Source organism: Pseudomonas sp. B34(2017), from assembly GCF_002112915.1.
GTDB classification, from domain to species: domain Bacteria; phylum Pseudomonadota; class Gammaproteobacteria; order Pseudomonadales; family Pseudomonadaceae; genus Aquipseudomonas; species Aquipseudomonas pharyngis.
In genome coordinates this window covers 348,250-364,247 of the sequence record NZ_NEJA01000001.1, presented here as the reverse complement: position 1 = coordinate 364,247, position 15,998 = coordinate 348,250, and the positions used below count along the sequence as shown (strand labels likewise).

The following is a 15,998-nucleotide window of genomic DNA, read 5'->3' as shown; positions in this document are numbered from 1 at the left end:
CCATCCAACGCGAAATCCAGGAGAATCAAGGCTTCCCACAGATTTTCGCGCGGCCGGCCGATCGGACGGCCAACCAGCACGGCAAAACCGGGTAGAATGCCGCCCACGCAATGAGGGTATTGGAAATGGCTTTAGTCGGGCGTTACAACAGTTTGCAAGTGGTTAAACACACTAACTTCGGTTTATATCTGGACGGCGGTGCCGACGGCGAAATCCTTTTGCCCAACCGTTATATCCCCAAAGATATTCCCAGCGAAGATGAAGACTGGCTCAATGTTTTCATTTATCTGGACAGTGATGACAAACTTATTGCCACCACTGAAAAACCAAAAGTTCAGGTCGGTGAATTTGCCAGTTTGAAAGTTGTTGAAGTCAACAGCATCGGCGTGTTCCTTGATTGGGGCCTGCCGAAGGATCTGCTGCTGCCTTACTCCGAAGAAAAACGCCAGTTGACCGCCGGCGAGTACTGCGTGGTGCATGTCTACCTCGACAAGCACACCCGCCGCATCACCGCCACCGCGCGCCTGGATCGTTATCTGGACAAGACCCCGGCCAACTATAGCGCTGGGCAGGAAGTTGATCTGCTGGTCGCCGAAGCCACCGACATGGGCTTCAAGGCAATCATCAACAACAAGCACTGGGGTCTGATTCACAAGAATGAAATCTTCAAGTTCATGCGTTCCGGCATGCGCGAGAAAGGTTTCATCAAGGAAGTGCGCGCCGACGGCAAGATCAGCCTGAGTCTGCAACCGGTAGGGCAGGAAGCGGCCAGCAGCCTCAACTCGAAGATCCTCGCCAAGTTGCGCGAAAACGATGGCACCCTGGCCGTCAGCGACAAGAGCGATCCGGCACTGATCAGCAGCCTGTTCGGTGTCAGCAAGGGCAATTTCAAGAAGGCCATCGGTTCGTTGTACAAGAACGGTCAGATCGTCATTCATGCCGATCGCATTGAACTAACCTGAGTCTTGCGTGGCCCATGTTGCATGGGCTTACTTGAGATCGGCAGATGAAAAAAGCGTTGATTGCCTACGTTGCCACACTGCTGGCGTTTCTTCTGCTCGACGGGCTCTGGCTCGGCGTGCTGATGGCGCCGACCTATCGTGAACTGCTCGGTTCGCTGATGCTCGAAAAACCGTTGCTGGTGCCGGCAGCGGTTTTTTATTGCCTGTACGTTTTCGGCTGCGTGGTGTTTGTGGTGCTGCCGTCGCTGACCTGGCAACGCGCCGCCCGCATGGGCGCGCTGCTCGGGCTGGTGGCTTATGGCACCTATGACCTGACCAACTGGGCGACATTGCGCGGCTGGTCGGCGCAGGTATCGCTGATGGATTGGGCCTGGGGGACGTTTGCCACGGCGCTGGCCTGTACGGTCGGGTTTTGGGCCGCTCGCCGAGGCTGACGGCGGGCATGACGCAACAGGGCAATTGCATGTCTTTGCCGGGCGGCAATTTCTGTCCGACTGGTTGATAATCCCTGCCATCCTTTCTCGCCCCGGACAAAGAGCCGGGGCTTTGTTTGACCATTGGAAAAACTGCCATGTCGTGTGTGTTCGAGGTGTCGAGGTGAGCGCCAGTCGGCGCAGTGCCGACGGGTTTGCCCTGCAAGTGATGATCGGCCTGTGCCTGATCTGGGGCGTGCAGCAGGTGATGATCAAGTGGGCGGCGACCGACATTGCGCCGGTGATGCAGGCGGCGGGGCGGTCGGGAATTTCCGCGTTGCTGGTAGGACTGCTCATCTGCTGGAAGGGCGGCTGGGATCAGGTCGGTGCTACCTGGCGCGGCGGCTTGCTGGCCGGTGCCTTGTTCGGTCTGGAGTTCCTGTTCATCTCCGAAGGCTTGCAGTTGACCACGGCGGCGCACATGTCGGTGTTCCTTTACACCGCACCAATCTTCACCGCGCTGGGTGTGCATTTCCTGTTGCCGAGCGAGCGTCTGCGCCCGGTGCAATGGCTGGGGATTTTCCTCGCGTTCGTCGGGATTGCCATTGCATTTGCCGGTGGCGTGTCGTGGGACAACCTCGACCGCCGCATGTTGATGGGCGATGCCCTCGGCGTGCTGGCCGGTGCCAGTTGGGGCGCGACCACCGTGGTGGTGCGCGCCTCGCGTCTGTCGGAAGCGCCGGTGACCCTGACCCTGTTCTATCAACTGATCGTCGGCTTCATCGGCCTGTTGCTGATCGCACTGCTCAGCGGCCAGATCACCCATGTCAGCCTGACCGTCGTGGCCGTGGGCAGCGTGCTGTTCCAGGGGCTGGTGGTGTCGTTCTTCAGTTACCTGACCTGGTTCTGGCTGCTGCGCCGTTATCTGGCGGCCAACCTTGCGGTGTTTTCTTTCATGACGCCATTGTTCGGCGTGACCTTTGGCGTGGTGCTGCTCGGCGAAGAACTCAGCCTGAACTTCATCATCGGCGCCGTGCTGGTGCTGCTCGGCATCACCTTCGTCAGCGCGGAACAGTGGGTGCGTCGGCGCCTGCGCAAAGCCCTCGGCCAGCCGTAACCGATTTGCACGCCAGACCGCCGGCAATCAGCAGACCGCTGCCGGCGATCACCAGCGCCGGTTGCAGGCCACCGCTGAAGTGGCTGCTGACCGCCGCCAGCAACGGCCCGCTGAGCTGGCCGACGGCGAAGCACGCAGTGAGCAGGCCGGCGTTGCGCTGGGTGGCGTGGGGCGCCAGTTCCCGGGAGCGTTGCATCACCAGTTGCATGCAGGCCAGGAACGGCGTGCCGCACAGGATCACGCCCAGCGCCAGACCAAGGCCACTGCCCAGCAGACAAGCGAACATCCCGACAGCCTGCAGCCACAACGTCGCCATCAACCAGTGCCGGGTGGTTTCCGGATCGTGCCGACGCAAACTCACCAGCAGCACACCAATCGCAGCGCCAAGGCCGAAGCACGGCCAGAACAGATCCGCCTGCCATTGCCCGTGAAACTGCGCGTTGGCCATCTGCGACAGAAACGTGGCCGGAATGATGTAGCCCACGCCGTACAAGGCATACACCACCGCCAAACGTCCAATGCCACGATTTGACGAACCGACCGCAGTCGGCGCGGCCGGCACGCCGACACCCGGTTGTGGCAGGATCCGCACGATCCCCAGCAGCGTCACCAGCGCCACGGCGGCGTAGATCAGCCACAGGGTGGCGGAAGTCTGCTGCGCCAGATGTGAGAACAGCGCCAACAGCCCAGTCAGAAAAATCCCCAACCCCGGCCCGGCAAACACCAGCGCCCCCAACCGTGGACGACCCGCCGCCGCAGCCAGCGGCTGACTCAATGCAGTAATCATCACCAGCACCCAGGCGCTCGCCACTCCGGTGCCGAACCGCAGCAACAGATGCGACCAGAAGCCGTTGGCCCAGAACGACGCCAGTGTCAGCAACACACACAACCACAAGCCACCATGCAGGCGCCGCTGCACCTGCTCGGGCCGGCGGGAAAACATCGCGTCCACCGCACCGAGCAGATAGCCGAGGTAGTTAGCCGCCGCAATCAGACCGGCGGCGGTCAGGTCGATCTGCCCTTCACTGAGCAGGTGCGGCAGTTGCGGGGTGAGGGCGAAACGCCCGATGCCCATGGCCATCATCAGGGCAATGAAACAGGCGGATAAGCGAATCAGCGGTGACATGGTCTGAATTCCGTTGGAGGTTCAATGACCGTCAGGCTAGGACTGATTGACTTTCTTTAAAATTGAATAATAGTGAGAAACTTGTTCTGTTCAGGAGAAAGGTTGTGGAGTTCAGCCAATTGCGGATCTTCCAGGCCGTTGCGGAAGAGGGCTCGATCACCCGCGCCGCCGAACGTTTGCATCGGGTGCCGTCGAACCTGTCGACACGGCTTAAACAACTGGAGGAGCAACTGGGCGTCGAACTGTTCGTCCGTGAGCGTCAGCGTTTGCAGTTGTCGCCTGCGGGAAAAGTCCTGCTGGACTACACCGGCAAACTGTTCGCCTTGCGCGATCAGGCCTGCGCGGCGGTGATGGGCGGGCAGCCGGCGGGGGATTTCGTGCTCGGTACGCTGTACAGCACGGCGGCGATCCATTTGCCGGCGCTGCTGGCGCGCTATCACAAGCAATATCCGGCGGTGAATCTTCAGGTGCAGTCCGGGCCCAGTGGCGAGTTGCTCGAAGGCCTGCTCACCGGGCGCCTCGACGCCGCGCTGGTGGACGGCCCGCCGCAACTGGCCGGGATCGACGGTGTGCCGTTGTGCAACGAGCGACTGGTGCTGATCAGCGAGGCCGATCACCCGCCGGTGCGCAGCGCCAAGGATGTCGAAGGGCGCGCAGTGTTCACCTTTCGTCATGGCTGCGCCTATCGCGCACGGCTGGAAGCGTGGTTCGCCCACTACCAGGCGGCGATGGGCCGGGCGATGGAAATCGAGTCCTATCAGGGCATGCTCGCCTGCGTGATTGCCGGCAGCGGTGTGGCGCTGATGTCGGAGTCGATGCTCGCCAGCCTGCCGGGGCGCGAAAGCGTGGCGGTGCATCCGCTGGCCGAACCTTTTGCCAGTGCGACAACATGGCTCATGTGGCGCCGGGGCATGGTCGGTGCCAACCTCAACGCGTGGATTGAACAGCAGCAGGCGCTCTATCCCGTGGCTGGCGAGGACGTGCGGGAAACGGCTTGAACGAACGGTCAGGGATTTGGATCAATTCAGTAACAGATCATTGCGGATTTGGCCGAGCATTGCGTAGGACTTCGGACTATTATCAGTGCGAAGCGGCCTCAGAATTCCGGACGCTCAGCACCACCCTGAAGGGGGCATGACGATGAAAGAGAAAATTCAAAACTGGCTGCACGATTTGGGTGTTGCCCTCGGCTTGATCGAACCGCCTCTGCAACCGGTCCCGATTCGCACCGATGACGAACAGCGTCGGCGTCAGCCACGTCGGCGGTAATGCCCCGCTTTGAAGGATCAAAGGATTTAAACGACAAAAGATCGCATCCGGCCGTCGCTCCATGGAGTGGCGGCCGGGTGCGATCTTTTGTTTTCAGTGACGCCCGATTTCCATCAGAAACCGGCTCAGGTCATTCACGGTTTTCGCAGTCTTGAGCATCCGGTCCTCTTCGGCGGTGAAGGCCGTCAGTCCGAATTCATCTTCCAGATGGAAGATCAGATCCTCGATATCCGCTTTTTCCAGCCCCAGTTGCGCAAGGCTGGTGTGGTCGTCGAATTCACGATTTTCCAGCAGGCGCAGGATGAAGCGGTGCACGGCAGCACGCACGGCAGCTCTTCTCATGGCAGATTTTTATTGTGGTTGATCTGACTGAAGTACAGCAGGCCTCAGGCGTGCCGGCGCAACCATTCGTCAATCATCCCGCGCAAATGCGCCCCGGAAAAACTGCCGAAGTGCCCGCCATGCACCGTGCGGATCTTCAGCCCCTGCAAGCGCCGCAGGCTGGCAGCGTAGTCGTCGAGGTTGGAATGGTAGGCGTCTTCGATCAACGGCCCGTCGTAAATGATGTCGCCGCTGAACAGGGTTTCGCTGGTCGCTTCATAGAGGCTGATCCCGCCCGGTGAATGCCCCGGCGTGTGCAGCACCTGCAGCGTGCGATTGCCCAGGTCCAGCACATCGCCGTCCTCGACAAAACCAGTGGCCGGCGCAGCCTTGACCCGATATTCGGCGTAGCACAACGGGCAATCCGGGTGCGCGTCGAACATGTCGTCGCCGACGAAGGCCCGGCTCAGATCGTTCTCGCCATCCGGCGCTGCCAGAATGTTCGCCTCGGCGGGATGCACCAGTCGTTCGGTAAATTCGTGATGCCCGGCGATGTGGTCGAAATGGCAATGACTGGCCACCGCCACCAGCGGCCGTTCGGTCAGCCACGGCAGTTGTTCGCGCAGGCTGACCAGCCCGGAACCGCTGTCGAGCAACAGATCCTTGTCCCGGCCCTGAACGTGCCACAGGTTGCAGCGATAGAACGGGCGGATGAACGGCTCGTGAATCAGCCGAATGCCGTCGCTAAGGTGCTGCACTTCGAACCACTGATCGCGAGAAACAATCTTCATAAGCACTTTCCTTGAGACGAAAAAAACGGGTGTGGCAACCGACGCCACACCCGCCGAAGAAAGTTGTTGCTACCGCTTCAGCTTAGATCGCGCTGGCCACCACGTTTGGGCGACGGGACATCAGGCTGACCACCACAAAACTCACCAGCCCCACAGCCAGGCTGTAGTAGATCGGCGTGTTGGCATCCAGACCATCCTTGAACATGAACAGCAGGGCGGTGGCGAAGCCCAGGCCCATGCTGGCGATGGCGCCGGCGGTGGTGGCGCGTTTCCAGAAGATCGCACCGATCAGCGGGATCAGCATGCCGCCCACCAACAGGTTGTACGCGAGGGTCAGGGCGCTGATCACGTCGTTGACCACCAGCGCGATGCCCAGCACCACGACACCGGTCAGCAGGGTGAACAGGCGGTTTACCCCCAGGCTCGACTGTTTGCCGCCACGCAGTTTCGGCAGCAGGTCTTCGGTCAGGGTGGTGGCAGCGGCGAGCAGACCGGCGCTGGCGGTGGACATCATCGCGGCCAGGGCAGCGGCGATCACCAGGCCACGGATGCCATCCGGGAGCGACAGTTTGACGATGGCGGCGAAGGCGTTGTTGACGTTGTCCAGATCCGGGATCAGCACGTGCGCCGCCATGCCGATCAGAGCACAGGCCAGACCGTAAAGGATGCAGTAGATGCCCGCGAAGCTACCGGCGTACTGAGCCACTTTTTCGTTCTTGACGGTGAACACCCGTTGCCAGATGTCCTGACCGATCAGGATGCCGAAGAAGTAGATCATGAAGTAGGTGATGATCGTGTCCCAGCCGATGGTGGTGAAGCTGAAGGCGGTGGCCGGCAGTTTCAGCACCAGTTCGTCCCAGCCGCCGACGCGGTACAGGCAGATTGGCAGGAGGATGAACATCAGGCCGACGGTCTTGATGATGAACTGGACGATGTCGGTCAGGGTCAGCGACCACATGCCGCCGATGGCCGAGTAGATCACCACCACGCCACCGCCGAGCAGTACCGAGATCCAGAACGGCAGGCCGAACAGCACTTGCAGCACGGTGCCGATGGCGAGGATCGAGGTCACGCCGATCATCAGCGCGTAGGCCAGCATGATTGCCGCGCTGGCCGAGCGGGCCATCGGGTTATAGCGTTTTTCCAGGACCTGGGTAACGGTGTAGATCTTCAGTTTCAGCAGCGGCTTGGCGAGGAACAGGTTCAGCGCCACGATGCCGCAACCCAGTGCCGCGCACAGCCAGAAACCGGAGATGCCGTGCACGTAGCCCAGGCGCACGGTGCCGACGGTGGACGCGCCGCCGAGAACGGTCGCAGCCATGGTGCCCATGTACAGGCTCGGGCCTAGGTTACGCCCGGCGACCAGGAAGTCCTCGTTGGTCTTGGCCTTGCGCATGCCAAAGTAGCCGAGCAAGAGCATGCCGGCGGCGTAGATGAGGACGACGAATAAATCCAAAGCCATGATGGCGTGTCTCCGATTGTCTTTTTTATGGTGAAACAAAATTGGTTCTATGAGGCTGCCCTTGTGGGAGCAAGCCCGCTCCCACAAGGTTGATCAGGCAGCCTGACGCAGCGCCGCTTCAGCCGGCGCATGCGCGCCTTTGCTGCGGGGATCCTTCGGGCCGTAGACCAGCGCCGGCTCCGGGAACAGGCTCAGCAGCATCAGGTACATCACCGAGGCCAGCCCGAGGGTCACCAGCAGGCTGATGTCGATGCCGCCGGCCAGCTCACCCAGCGGACCCACGAACTGCCCCGGCAGGTTGACGAAGCACAGGCCGACCGCCGCGCTCGGGATCCACGCGCCCAGGCCGCGCCAGTTCCAGCCGTGGCTGAACCAGTAGCGCCCGCCTTGCTCACCGCGAGTGAACACTTGCAGGTCGTCCGGGCAATAGAAGCCGCGACGCACCACCAGGCCGATGATCATGATCACCATCCACGGAGTGGTGCAGGTGATGATCAGCACGGCGAAGGTCGACACGCTCTGCACCAGATTCGCCGCAAAGCGCCCGATGAAGATGAAGGCAATCGACAGCACGCCGATCAGCAACGTCGCCTTGACCCGTGAAAGCAGACGCGGGAACACGCTCGACATGTCCAGCCCGGTGCCATACAGCGAGGTGGTGCCGGTGGACATGCCGCCGATCACCGCAATCAGGCACACCGGCAGGAAGAACCAGCTCGGTGACACCGCCAGCAGACCGCCGACGTAGTTGTTGGCCGCGATGTAGTCCGGCGCCTGGATCGCCACAATGGTCGCGGTGGTCAGGCCGAACAGGAACGGGATGAAGGTGGCGATCTGCGAGAGCACCACCGCCGCCATGATCCGCTGACGCGAAGTTTCACGCGGGATGTAGCGGGCCCAGTCGCCGAGGAACGCGCCGAAGGAAATCGGGTTGCTCATGGCCACCAGCGCGGCGCCGATGAACGCGGCCCAGAAGCCCGGCTGGCCGAGGCTGACGGTGCCGGCGTAGTGCGAATCGAACGGGCCGGCGAAAGCGAAGATGCCCAGCAGGAACAGCAGGCTCGCGCTCCACACCGCGACCTTGTTCACCCACAGCAGGAAGCGGAAGCCGTAGATGCACACGGTCAGGACCAGAATCGCGAACAGACCGTAGGCCAGGCCCAGGGTCAGGTCGGTTTCCGGCAGGCCGATCAGGCGTTTTGCACCACCGATCAGCGCATCCCCCGAACTCCACACCGAGAGCGAGAAGAAGGCGATGGCGGTCAGCAGCGACAGGAACGAACCGACGATCCGCCCGTGCACGCCGAAGTGCGCACCGGACGACACGGCATTGTTGGTGCCGTTGAGCGGGCCGAACAGGCCCATCGGTGCAAGGATCAGCGAGCCAAGCAGCACGCCCGAGACAATCGCCCAGACGCCCGCCTGAAAGGACAGGCCGAACAGCACCGGGAAACTGCCGAGCACGGCGGTGGCAAAGGTATTCGCGCCGCCGAAGATCATGCGGAACAAGTCCACGGGACCGGCGGTGCGTTCGTTGTCCGGGATCTGTTCGACCCCGTGGGTTTCAATCTGCGTAAGGCTTTGATCGTTGTTGTTGTTATTCATGATCTGCTCCGATCATAAAGGCGCGCCTCATCGTGTGTGAGGCGTCACCTGTTTGGCTAAGGGGATGGCAGCCCTTCCGGCATTGCGGACAAATGTTCGTGACAGGCCAGCCAAAGGCCTTGTTGTTCTAGGCTCGACGCTTGTTTTCTGAAAACAATCGTCTCGCGCTCCTGGCTGAAGTGTTGCTCCCCTTGCATGCGCAGCTCGGTGGCCACGTCATGGATGAAAATCGCCACGTCACCCTGCAGGCTGACGAAGGCGTTGCTCGAGGTGCAGGACAGCACCTCGAAGCCATCCTCGGCGCGCCAGTTGTCCCACAACGCCTGATAGGCATCGCGCGACAGCAGGGGCTGTTCGAGGGTGTAGAACACAAAGCTCGCATCGGCGCTGAACGCGCCGAAGTAGGCTTCGCGATCGTTGCGGGCGAAGGCGGACACCAGAGCGGCGGCCGCTTTCAGAACCTGATCACGTTCGTTCATGACCCGACCCTCAGCGGTGGACCACGCCCGGCAGTACGCAGAGCATTTCGTACAGCAGGTTGGCGGCCAGCAGCGAGGTGTTGCCGGTGGTGTCATAAGCGGGCGAGACTTCTACCAGATCGCAGCCGATCAGGTCGAGGCCCTGACAGCCGCGAACGATTTCAATCGCCTGAATGGTCGTCAGACCACCGATTTCCGGGGTGCCGGTGCCAGGCGCCCAGGCCGGGTCGATGCCGTCGATGTCAAAGCTCAGGTACACCGGGCCGCCACCGACTTTCTCGCGCACTTCGGCCATCAGCGGCGCCAGCGACTTGTGCCAGCACTCTTCGGCCTGAACGACGCGGAAGCCCTGATCGCGGCTCCAGTTGAAGTCGTCGGCGGTGTAACCCTGCGCCCGCAGACCGATCTGCACCACGCGGTCGCAGTCCAGAAGACCTTCTTCGACCGCGCGACGGAAGGTCGTACCGTGGGCGATTTTCTCGCCGAACATGTGATCGTTGACGTCAGCGTGGGCATCGATATGCACCAGACCGACCTTGCCGTGCTTTTTGTGGATGGCACGCAGGATTGGCAGGGTGATGGTGTGGTCGCCACCCAGGGTCATCGGGATCACGTTGTGCTCGAGGATGTTGTCGTAGGCTTCTTCGATGATGCGCACGGCGTCGAGCAGGTTGAAGGTGTTGATCGCCACGTCACCGATGTCGGCAACCGACAGCGAGTCGAACGGCGCAGCGCCGGTGGCCATGTTGTACGGGCGGATCATCACCGATTCGGTGCGGATGTCGCGCGGCCCGAAGCGGGTGCCGGGGCGCAGCGAAGTACCGATGTCCAGCGGCACGCCAACGAAGGCGGCGTCCAGACCGGCAGCGGTCGGTACATGGGGGAGTCGGAGCATGGTGGCGATGCCGCCGAAGCGCGGCATTTCGTTGCCGCCCAGTGGTTGGTGAAGAATCTTGTCCACGGGTAGGGCCTCATCGTCTTTGTTTTATTTATGTCGGCACGCCGTATTCGCAAGGTCACGGGCACCGCTGTGGGCCGATTCTGCGAAATGTAGTGAGGCGGAAGAATCGCTACGGGCAAATACTTAGTTCAGAAATTTCTAAACTAATGCGAGGGAGATGGATAGACTTCTCGCTGATCGTTCCCACGCAGAGCGTGGGAACGATCTATGGGGAACGATCCTTGGAGTAGACATGGCCAACGCTTTACCCGACCTGAAACTTTTGCGCATCTTCGTCAGCGTCGTGCGTCATCAGGGGTTTGCCAACGCGCAGCAGGAACTCAACCTGTCGACCTCGGCGATCAGCACCTACATGAGTCAGCTCGAAGCCGCGCTGGGTCTGGTGCTGTGCCATCGCGGGCGCGGTGGTTTCAGCCTGACCAGCAAGGGCGAGCTGTTCCATCAGGAAACCCTGCGCCTGCTCGCGGAGCTTGAAGGTTTCGAGCAATACGCCGCCGCGCTCAAGGGCGAATTGCGCGGCACCCTCAACCTCGGGGTGATCGACTCCACGGTCAGCGACAAGGCCTTGCCGTTCGCCGAAGCCATCGGCGCCTACAGCCAGGAACACCCGGCGGTGCATCTGCATTTGTCGGTGATGAGCCCGTATGAGCTGCAACTCGGCGTGCAGGACAATCGTCTCGATCTGGCCATTGGCGCGTTTTCCACGCGCATGAGCGGTCTGGTGTACATGCCGCTGTATCGCGAGCAGCACTGGCTGTATTGCAGCAACCGGCACCCGCTGTTCAACGAACGGCGGATTCCCGAGCAGGTCATCACCCAGCAACGCATGGTCGGGCGCGGTTACTGGAGCCAGGCCGAACTGGCGCGCCACGGTTTCAAACACAGCGCCGCGACCGTGGAAAGTATGGAGGCGCAGCTGATTCTGGTGCTGTCCGGCGCCTACATCGGTTACCTGCCGGAGCACTACGCCCAGGCCTGGGCCGACAAGGGCGACCTGCGGGTGCTGCTGCCGGCCACCTTCGGCTATCAGGCGCCGTTTTCCATGATCATGCGCCGTGGCCGCAGCCGCGAGCCGCTGATCCAGACTTTCCGCGACCTGCTCAAAGCGCAGCTCAATCAGGCATAAGACAATGTCCAGACCCCAATGCCCGCGCTGCCTGCGCCCACAAACCCATTGCCTGTGCCCGCTGATCCCCAGCCTCGACAGCCGCACCCGGGTGTTGCTGTTGCAGCACCCGAGTGAGGTCAATCACGCGCTCAACACCGCGCGGCTGGCGGCGCTTGGGTTGAACAATGCCGAGCTGATCGTCGGTGAGGTATTCGAGGATTTGCCCGCGCTGCTGAATCGGCCGGGGTATCGGGCACGGTTGTTGTTCCCGGCGGACGATGCGCAGCCGATGCAGGCTTACGCCGCATCGGATGAACCGCTGTTGCTGGTGGTGCCGGACGGCACGTGGCGCAAGGCGCGCAAGATGTTGCACCTCAATCCGTTGCTGGCGGCGTTGCCACGGGTGACGTTGGCCCAGGGCGGGGTTTCGCGGTATCGGCTGCGCAAGGCTCCGGAGCCAGGGGCGTTGTCGACGATTGAGGCGATTGTTCAGGCGTTGCAGACGCTGGAAGCGCCGGCCTCGTTCGAGCCGTTGCTTAAACCGTTCGAGGCGCTGATCGAGGGGCAGATTGCGGCGATGGGGGAGGAGACTTTCCAGAAGAATCACGGAGGCTGATCGGACGGATACTGATCGCCTGATCGTTCCCACGCTCCGCGTGGGAATGCCGCCCGGGACGCTCCGCGTCCCTTCGAGACGGTGACGCAGAGCGTCACTGGATGCATTCCCACGCAGAGCGTGGGAACGATCAACGTGAGAGCGATCAATCACTAGCGCTCGCGCATCGCCTCGGTCCGGGCTTTCAGCACCGGTTTGAGCAGGTAATCCAGCACGCTTTTCTCCCCGGTAATGATGTCCACCGTCGCGACCATCCCCGGAATGATCAGCAACGGTTTCACATCCCCGCCCAAATGGTTTTTGTCGGTGCGCACCTGAATCAGGTAGAAGCTGTTGCCCTTGTCATCAGTGATGGTGTCGGCGCCGATCAGCTCAAGCTTGGCGCTGAGCCCGCCGTAGATCGTGTAGTCGTAGGCGCTGAACTTGACCATGGCTTTCTGGCCCGGATGCAGGAACGCCACGTCCTGAGGGCGGACCTTGGCTTCGATCAGCAGGTTGTCTTCCAACGGCACGATTTCCACCATGTCGCTGCCCGGCTGCACCACGCCGCCGATGGTGTTGACCTTCATCTGCTTGATCACCCCATGCACCGGCGAAGTCACGGTGGTGCGGCTGACGCGGTCGTCGATGGCGATGCTCGACGCGGTGATTTTCGACAGGTCGGTGCGTTTCTCGTTGAGCTCTTTGGCCGCTTCGGAGCGGAAGGACTGTTCCGATTCGTCGATCTTGCTGCGGATCTCGGCGATGGCCGATTCGGCGCGGGGAATGGCCAGTGTCGTGGCGTTCAGGGAACCGCGGATTTCCACCGCACTGCGCTTGAGCCGCAAGATCTCCACCGGCGACACGGCACCGGTCTTGACCAGCGGTTCGGACATGTTCATTTCCTGATTGACCAGTGCCAGGCTCGAACTGTATTGCCCCTGTTTCGAGCGAAACTCCGCCAGCTCCTGAGTTTTCTGCCGCAGCTGTTCGCTAAGGGTTCTCTGTTCGCTGGCCAGCCGCCGCTGCCGTTGTTCATACAGCGAGCGCTCGTCCTCGGCCACTTGCGGCGCCTTGGCGATCACTTCATCCGAGAGCTTGAACGGCCGGCCCTCTGCTTCGGCGGACAAGCGTTCGACCTGCGCGGTCAAGGCATAACGATCGGCCTCGCTCTCACCCTTGTTCGACAGAAACCGCGTGTCGTCCAGGCGCAGCAGTTTGTCGCCCTTATCGACCATTTGTCCTTCGCGCACGAAGATCTCGGTGACGATCCCGCCCTCCAGGTTCTGGATCACCTGGACCTTGCTCGACGGAATCGCCTTGCCTTCGCCCATGGTCACTTCCTGCAACACCGCGAACTTGGCCCAGACCAGCGCACTGATCAGCAGCGCCGCCGCCAGCCACACGGTGATGCGCGACCAGCGTGGCGAATCCTGCAGCGAGGCACCGGCGGTTTCCGGCATGAATTCGGCTTCGGCGCTTTTACCGAAGCTGTCGAAATAACCGCGGGGTTTTGAAGGTGAGGAAGCAGACATGGGGTAACTCCTAGACCGCTGCCGAGCCGACCCGGCCCTTGCGCAACGCATCGATGACCGCTTCTTTCGGACCGTCGGCGACGATCCGGCCGTTGTCCAGCACCAGCAACCGGTCCACCAGGCTCAGCATTGAAGTGCGGTGGGTGACCAGCAACAAGGTTTTGCCCTGCACCCAGCCGTGCAGCTTCTGGCGCAGGACGTCTTCGCTGCTGTTGTCCATGGCGCTGGTGGGTTCGTCGAGCAGCATGATCGGCGGGTCGAGCAACAGCGCCCGCGCCAGCAACACTGCCTGGCGCTGGCCGCCGGAGAGCAATTGCCCGCGCTCGCCCACAGGCCGGTCGAAGCCTTGCGGGTGCTGGCGGGCGAGCTCGGTGACGCCGGTCAGTTCGGCCACTTCGAGCATCCGTGAATCGCTGATGTAGCGGGCGCCGAGGGTCAGGTTGTCGCGCAGGCTGCCGGCCAGCAGCGGCAGGTCGTGGGCGACGTAGCCGATTTGCTGGCGCAGGTCGGCGACATCCAGTTGCCGCAGGTCGAGGCCGTCGAGCAGAAACTGGCCTTCGTCCGGTTCGTAGAAGCCCATCACCAGTCGCGCCAGGGTGCTTTTGCCGGAACCGCTGCGGCCGATGATGCCGATCCGCTCGCCGGGTTTGACGCTGAAGCTGACGTTGTTCAGGGCCGGGGCGTTCTGACCGTTGTAGTGGAAGGTCACCGCGTTGGCGTCCAGCGCACCTTGCAGTTGCGTGCGCTCCAGCGGCCGCTGTTTGCCGTCGCGTTCCTGAGGCAGGGACATCAGCGCGTCGGTGCTTTTCATGGTCAGTTGCGCTTGCTGGTAGCGGGTGATCAGCCCGGCGATCTGGCCCAGCGGCGCGAGCACGCGGCTGCCGAGCATGTAAGTCGCCACCAGCGCGCCGACGCTGAGGTTGCCGGCGATGATGCTGTAGACCCCGGCCACAATCGTCGCCATCCCCGAAAACTGCTGGATGAACAGCGTGCCGTTGGTGGCCAGCGCCGAGAGATTACGGGCATGGCTGTCGAGGCGGGTGAGGGCGCCGTGGGTGCTCTCCCATTTGTGCTGGCGCTCGCTTTCGGCGCTGCACGCCTTGAGGGTTTCCAGGCCACCGAGGGTTTCGATCAGCAACGCCTGACGCTCGGCGCCGAGGCTCAGGCTTTTCTGCACGGTGTCGCGCAGGCGGACCTGAATGATCATCGCGAACACGATCGTGATCGGAAACGCCAGCAGTGGAATCACCACCAGCCAGCCGCCGAGCAGGCCGATCACCACCAGCATCAACACCACGAAGGGCAGGTCGATCAGGCTGGTCAGGGTCACGGCAGTAAGGAATTCCCGCAGGCCCTGAAAGTCGTGAATGCTCTGGGCGAATCCGCCGATGGTCGCCGGCCGGGCCTTCATCGACATGCCGGTGATGCGTTCGAATAAAGTTGCGGAAAGGATCACGTCGGTTTTCTTGCCGGCAGTGTCCAGCAAGTGCGCGCGCACCACCCGCAGCACCAGTTCGAAACCGGTGCCGATCAGCAGCCCGATGGCCAGCACCCACAGGGTCGACGTGGCCTGGTTCGGCACCACGCGATCGTAGGTCTGCATGACGAACAGCGGCACCATCAGGCCCAGCAGGTTGATCAGGAAACTGGCGAGGATCGCGTCGCTGTAAAGCCATTTCGACAGCTTCAGGGTGTCGCGAAACCACGCCTGCACCCGTGGCACCAGCGGCGAGCGCAGGTCTTCCAGTTCATGCCGTGGCCGGGCGAACAAGGCCTGGCCGCTGTAGTGTTCGGTGAGTTCTTCACGGCTGACCCATTGCTCGCCGCCGTCGGCTTCACTGGGCAGGATCAGCGCCTTGCCGTCTTCGCTAAAACGCCGCAGCACTGCCGTGCGCCCGTTGCCCAGCAACAACAGCACCGGCAGGTTCAGCGGTGAAATGTCCTTGAGTTCCCGGCGCAGCAAGCGCGCCTGCAACCCGGCCCGGGCTGCGGCGCGGGGCAGCAGGTCCAGGCTCAGGCGTTGTTTGTCCAGGGGCAGCCCGGCGCTCAGGCTGGCGCGACTGACCGTCGCGCCATGCAGTTTGCAGAGGATCAACAGACCGTCGAGCAACGGGTCATCGAAACTCAGCCGCGGATCGATCCCGGTGTTACCGGGTTGCATGCTGGTCATATTGATCGCTCCCGTTGAACTGGCTCGGCTATCCACATCAACCCTGTGTTGATCGTTCCCACGTCGAAGCGTCGAACCGTACTG

16 protein-coding genes are annotated in these 15,998 nt (G+C 62.1%); 7 read left to right on the top strand and 9 right to left on the bottom strand.

Features of this window, described 5'->3' with window-relative positions:
• Positions 1-125: 125 nt before the first annotated feature.
• The 3 genes from CAF80_RS01700 to CAF80_RS01690 all read left to right on the top strand — a co-directional run bounded on the left by CAF80_RS01700 (position 126) and on the right by CAF80_RS01690 (position 2,492).
• Positions 126-962 (top strand): S1 RNA-binding domain-containing protein, encoded by an 837-nt coding sequence (locus tag CAF80_RS01700; RefSeq protein ID WP_039772545.1) that lies wholly within the window; start codon positions 126-128, stop codon positions 960-962.
• A 44-nt stretch (positions 963-1,006) separates the two neighbouring features.
• Positions 1,007-1,396, top strand: a complete 390-nt coding sequence (locus CAF80_RS01695) for a DUF2177 family protein (protein ID WP_085666742.1) — start codon at positions 1,007-1,009, stop codon at positions 1,394-1,396.
• A gap of 163 nt (positions 1,397-1,559) precedes the next feature.
• Positions 1,560-2,492: a DMT family transporter gene (locus CAF80_RS01690; RefSeq protein WP_085666741.1), complete on the top strand. Its 933-nt coding sequence runs from the start codon at positions 1,560-1,562 to the stop codon at positions 2,490-2,492.
• Here the strand turns inward: CAF80_RS01690 and CAF80_RS01685 are convergent.
• Positions 2,437-3,618: an MFS transporter gene (locus CAF80_RS01685; RefSeq protein WP_085666740.1), complete on the bottom strand. Its 1,182-nt coding sequence runs from the start codon at positions 3,616-3,618 to the stop codon at positions 2,437-2,439. The genes CAF80_RS01690 and CAF80_RS01685 overlap by 56 nt on opposite strands.
• A 104-nt stretch (positions 3,619-3,722) precedes the next feature.
• Here CAF80_RS01685 and CAF80_RS01680 point away from each other — a divergent pair, with 104 nt between their 5' ends.
• Together CAF80_RS01680 and CAF80_RS29005 are read left to right on the top strand one after the other, a co-directional pair.
• Positions 3,723-4,616, top strand: a complete 894-nt coding sequence (locus CAF80_RS01680; RefSeq protein ID WP_074691146.1) for a LysR family transcriptional regulator — start codon at positions 3,723-3,725, stop codon at positions 4,614-4,616.
• A gap of 142 nt (positions 4,617-4,758) precedes the next feature.
• Entirely contained in the window at positions 4,759-4,887 is a 129-nt protein-coding gene (locus CAF80_RS29005; RefSeq protein WP_003184145.1) for a PA1414 family protein, read from the top strand.
• Positions 4,888-4,980: 93 nt separating this feature from the next.
• Here CAF80_RS29005 and CAF80_RS01675 read toward each other — a convergent pair whose 3' ends face one another.
• The 6 genes from CAF80_RS01675 to speB form a co-directional block, all read right to left on the bottom strand.
• Entirely contained in the window at positions 4,981-5,229 is a 249-nt protein-coding gene (locus CAF80_RS01675) for a phosphopantetheine-containing protein (protein ID WP_039772540.1), read from the bottom strand.
• 44 nt (positions 5,230-5,273) lie between these two features.
• Positions 5,274-5,999 (bottom strand): MBL fold metallo-hydrolase, encoded by a 726-nt coding sequence (locus CAF80_RS01670; protein ID WP_085666739.1) that lies wholly within the window; start codon positions 5,997-5,999, stop codon positions 5,274-5,276.
• An 82-nt stretch (positions 6,000-6,081) separates the two neighbouring features.
• Positions 6,082-7,461: a sodium:solute symporter gene (locus CAF80_RS01665; RefSeq protein WP_039772536.1), complete on the bottom strand. Its 1,380-nt coding sequence runs from the start codon at positions 7,459-7,461 to the stop codon at positions 6,082-6,084.
• Positions 7,462-7,554: 93 nt separating this feature from the next.
• Positions 7,555-9,066 carry a cytosine permease gene (locus CAF80_RS01660; protein WP_064594245.1) on the bottom strand — a complete coding sequence of 504 codons (1,512 nt, stop codon included), beginning with the start codon at positions 9,064-9,066 and terminating at the stop codon, positions 7,555-7,557.
• A 56-nt stretch (positions 9,067-9,122) separates the two neighbouring features.
• Positions 9,123-9,545, bottom strand: coding sequence for a nuclear transport factor 2 family protein (locus CAF80_RS01655; protein WP_074691148.1), 423 nt, complete (start codon positions 9,543-9,545; stop codon positions 9,123-9,125).
• A 10-nt stretch (positions 9,546-9,555) separates the two neighbouring features.
• Entirely contained in the window at positions 9,556-10,506 is a 951-nt protein-coding gene (gene speB, locus CAF80_RS01650; RefSeq protein ID WP_003222717.1) for an agmatinase, read from the bottom strand.
• A 232-nt stretch (positions 10,507-10,738) separates the two neighbouring features.
• Between speB and CAF80_RS01645 the strand changes: the two genes are divergently transcribed.
• Positions 10,739-11,632, top strand: coding sequence for a LysR family transcriptional regulator (locus tag CAF80_RS01645; protein WP_039772530.1), 894 nt, complete (start codon positions 10,739-10,741; stop codon positions 11,630-11,632).
• A gap of 4 nt (positions 11,633-11,636) precedes the next feature.
• Positions 11,637-12,230, top strand: a complete 594-nt coding sequence (locus tag CAF80_RS01640; protein WP_085666738.1) for a tRNA-uridine aminocarboxypropyltransferase — start codon at positions 11,637-11,639, stop codon at positions 12,228-12,230.
• Between the two features lie 152 nt (positions 12,231-12,382).
• On the opposite strand, the gene CAF80_RS01635 is transcribed toward CAF80_RS01640, so the two are convergent.
• Both CAF80_RS01635 and CAF80_RS01630 read right to left on the bottom strand, forming a co-directional pair.
• Positions 12,383-13,744, bottom strand: coding sequence for an HlyD family type I secretion periplasmic adaptor subunit (locus CAF80_RS01635; RefSeq protein WP_085666737.1), 1,362 nt, complete (start codon positions 13,742-13,744; stop codon positions 12,383-12,385).
• A 10-nt stretch (positions 13,745-13,754) separates the two neighbouring features.
• Positions 13,755-15,914, bottom strand: coding sequence for a type I secretion system permease/ATPase (locus tag CAF80_RS01630; protein WP_085666736.1), 2,160 nt, complete (start codon positions 15,912-15,914; stop codon positions 13,755-13,757).
• Positions 15,915-15,998: the final 84 nt, after the last annotated feature.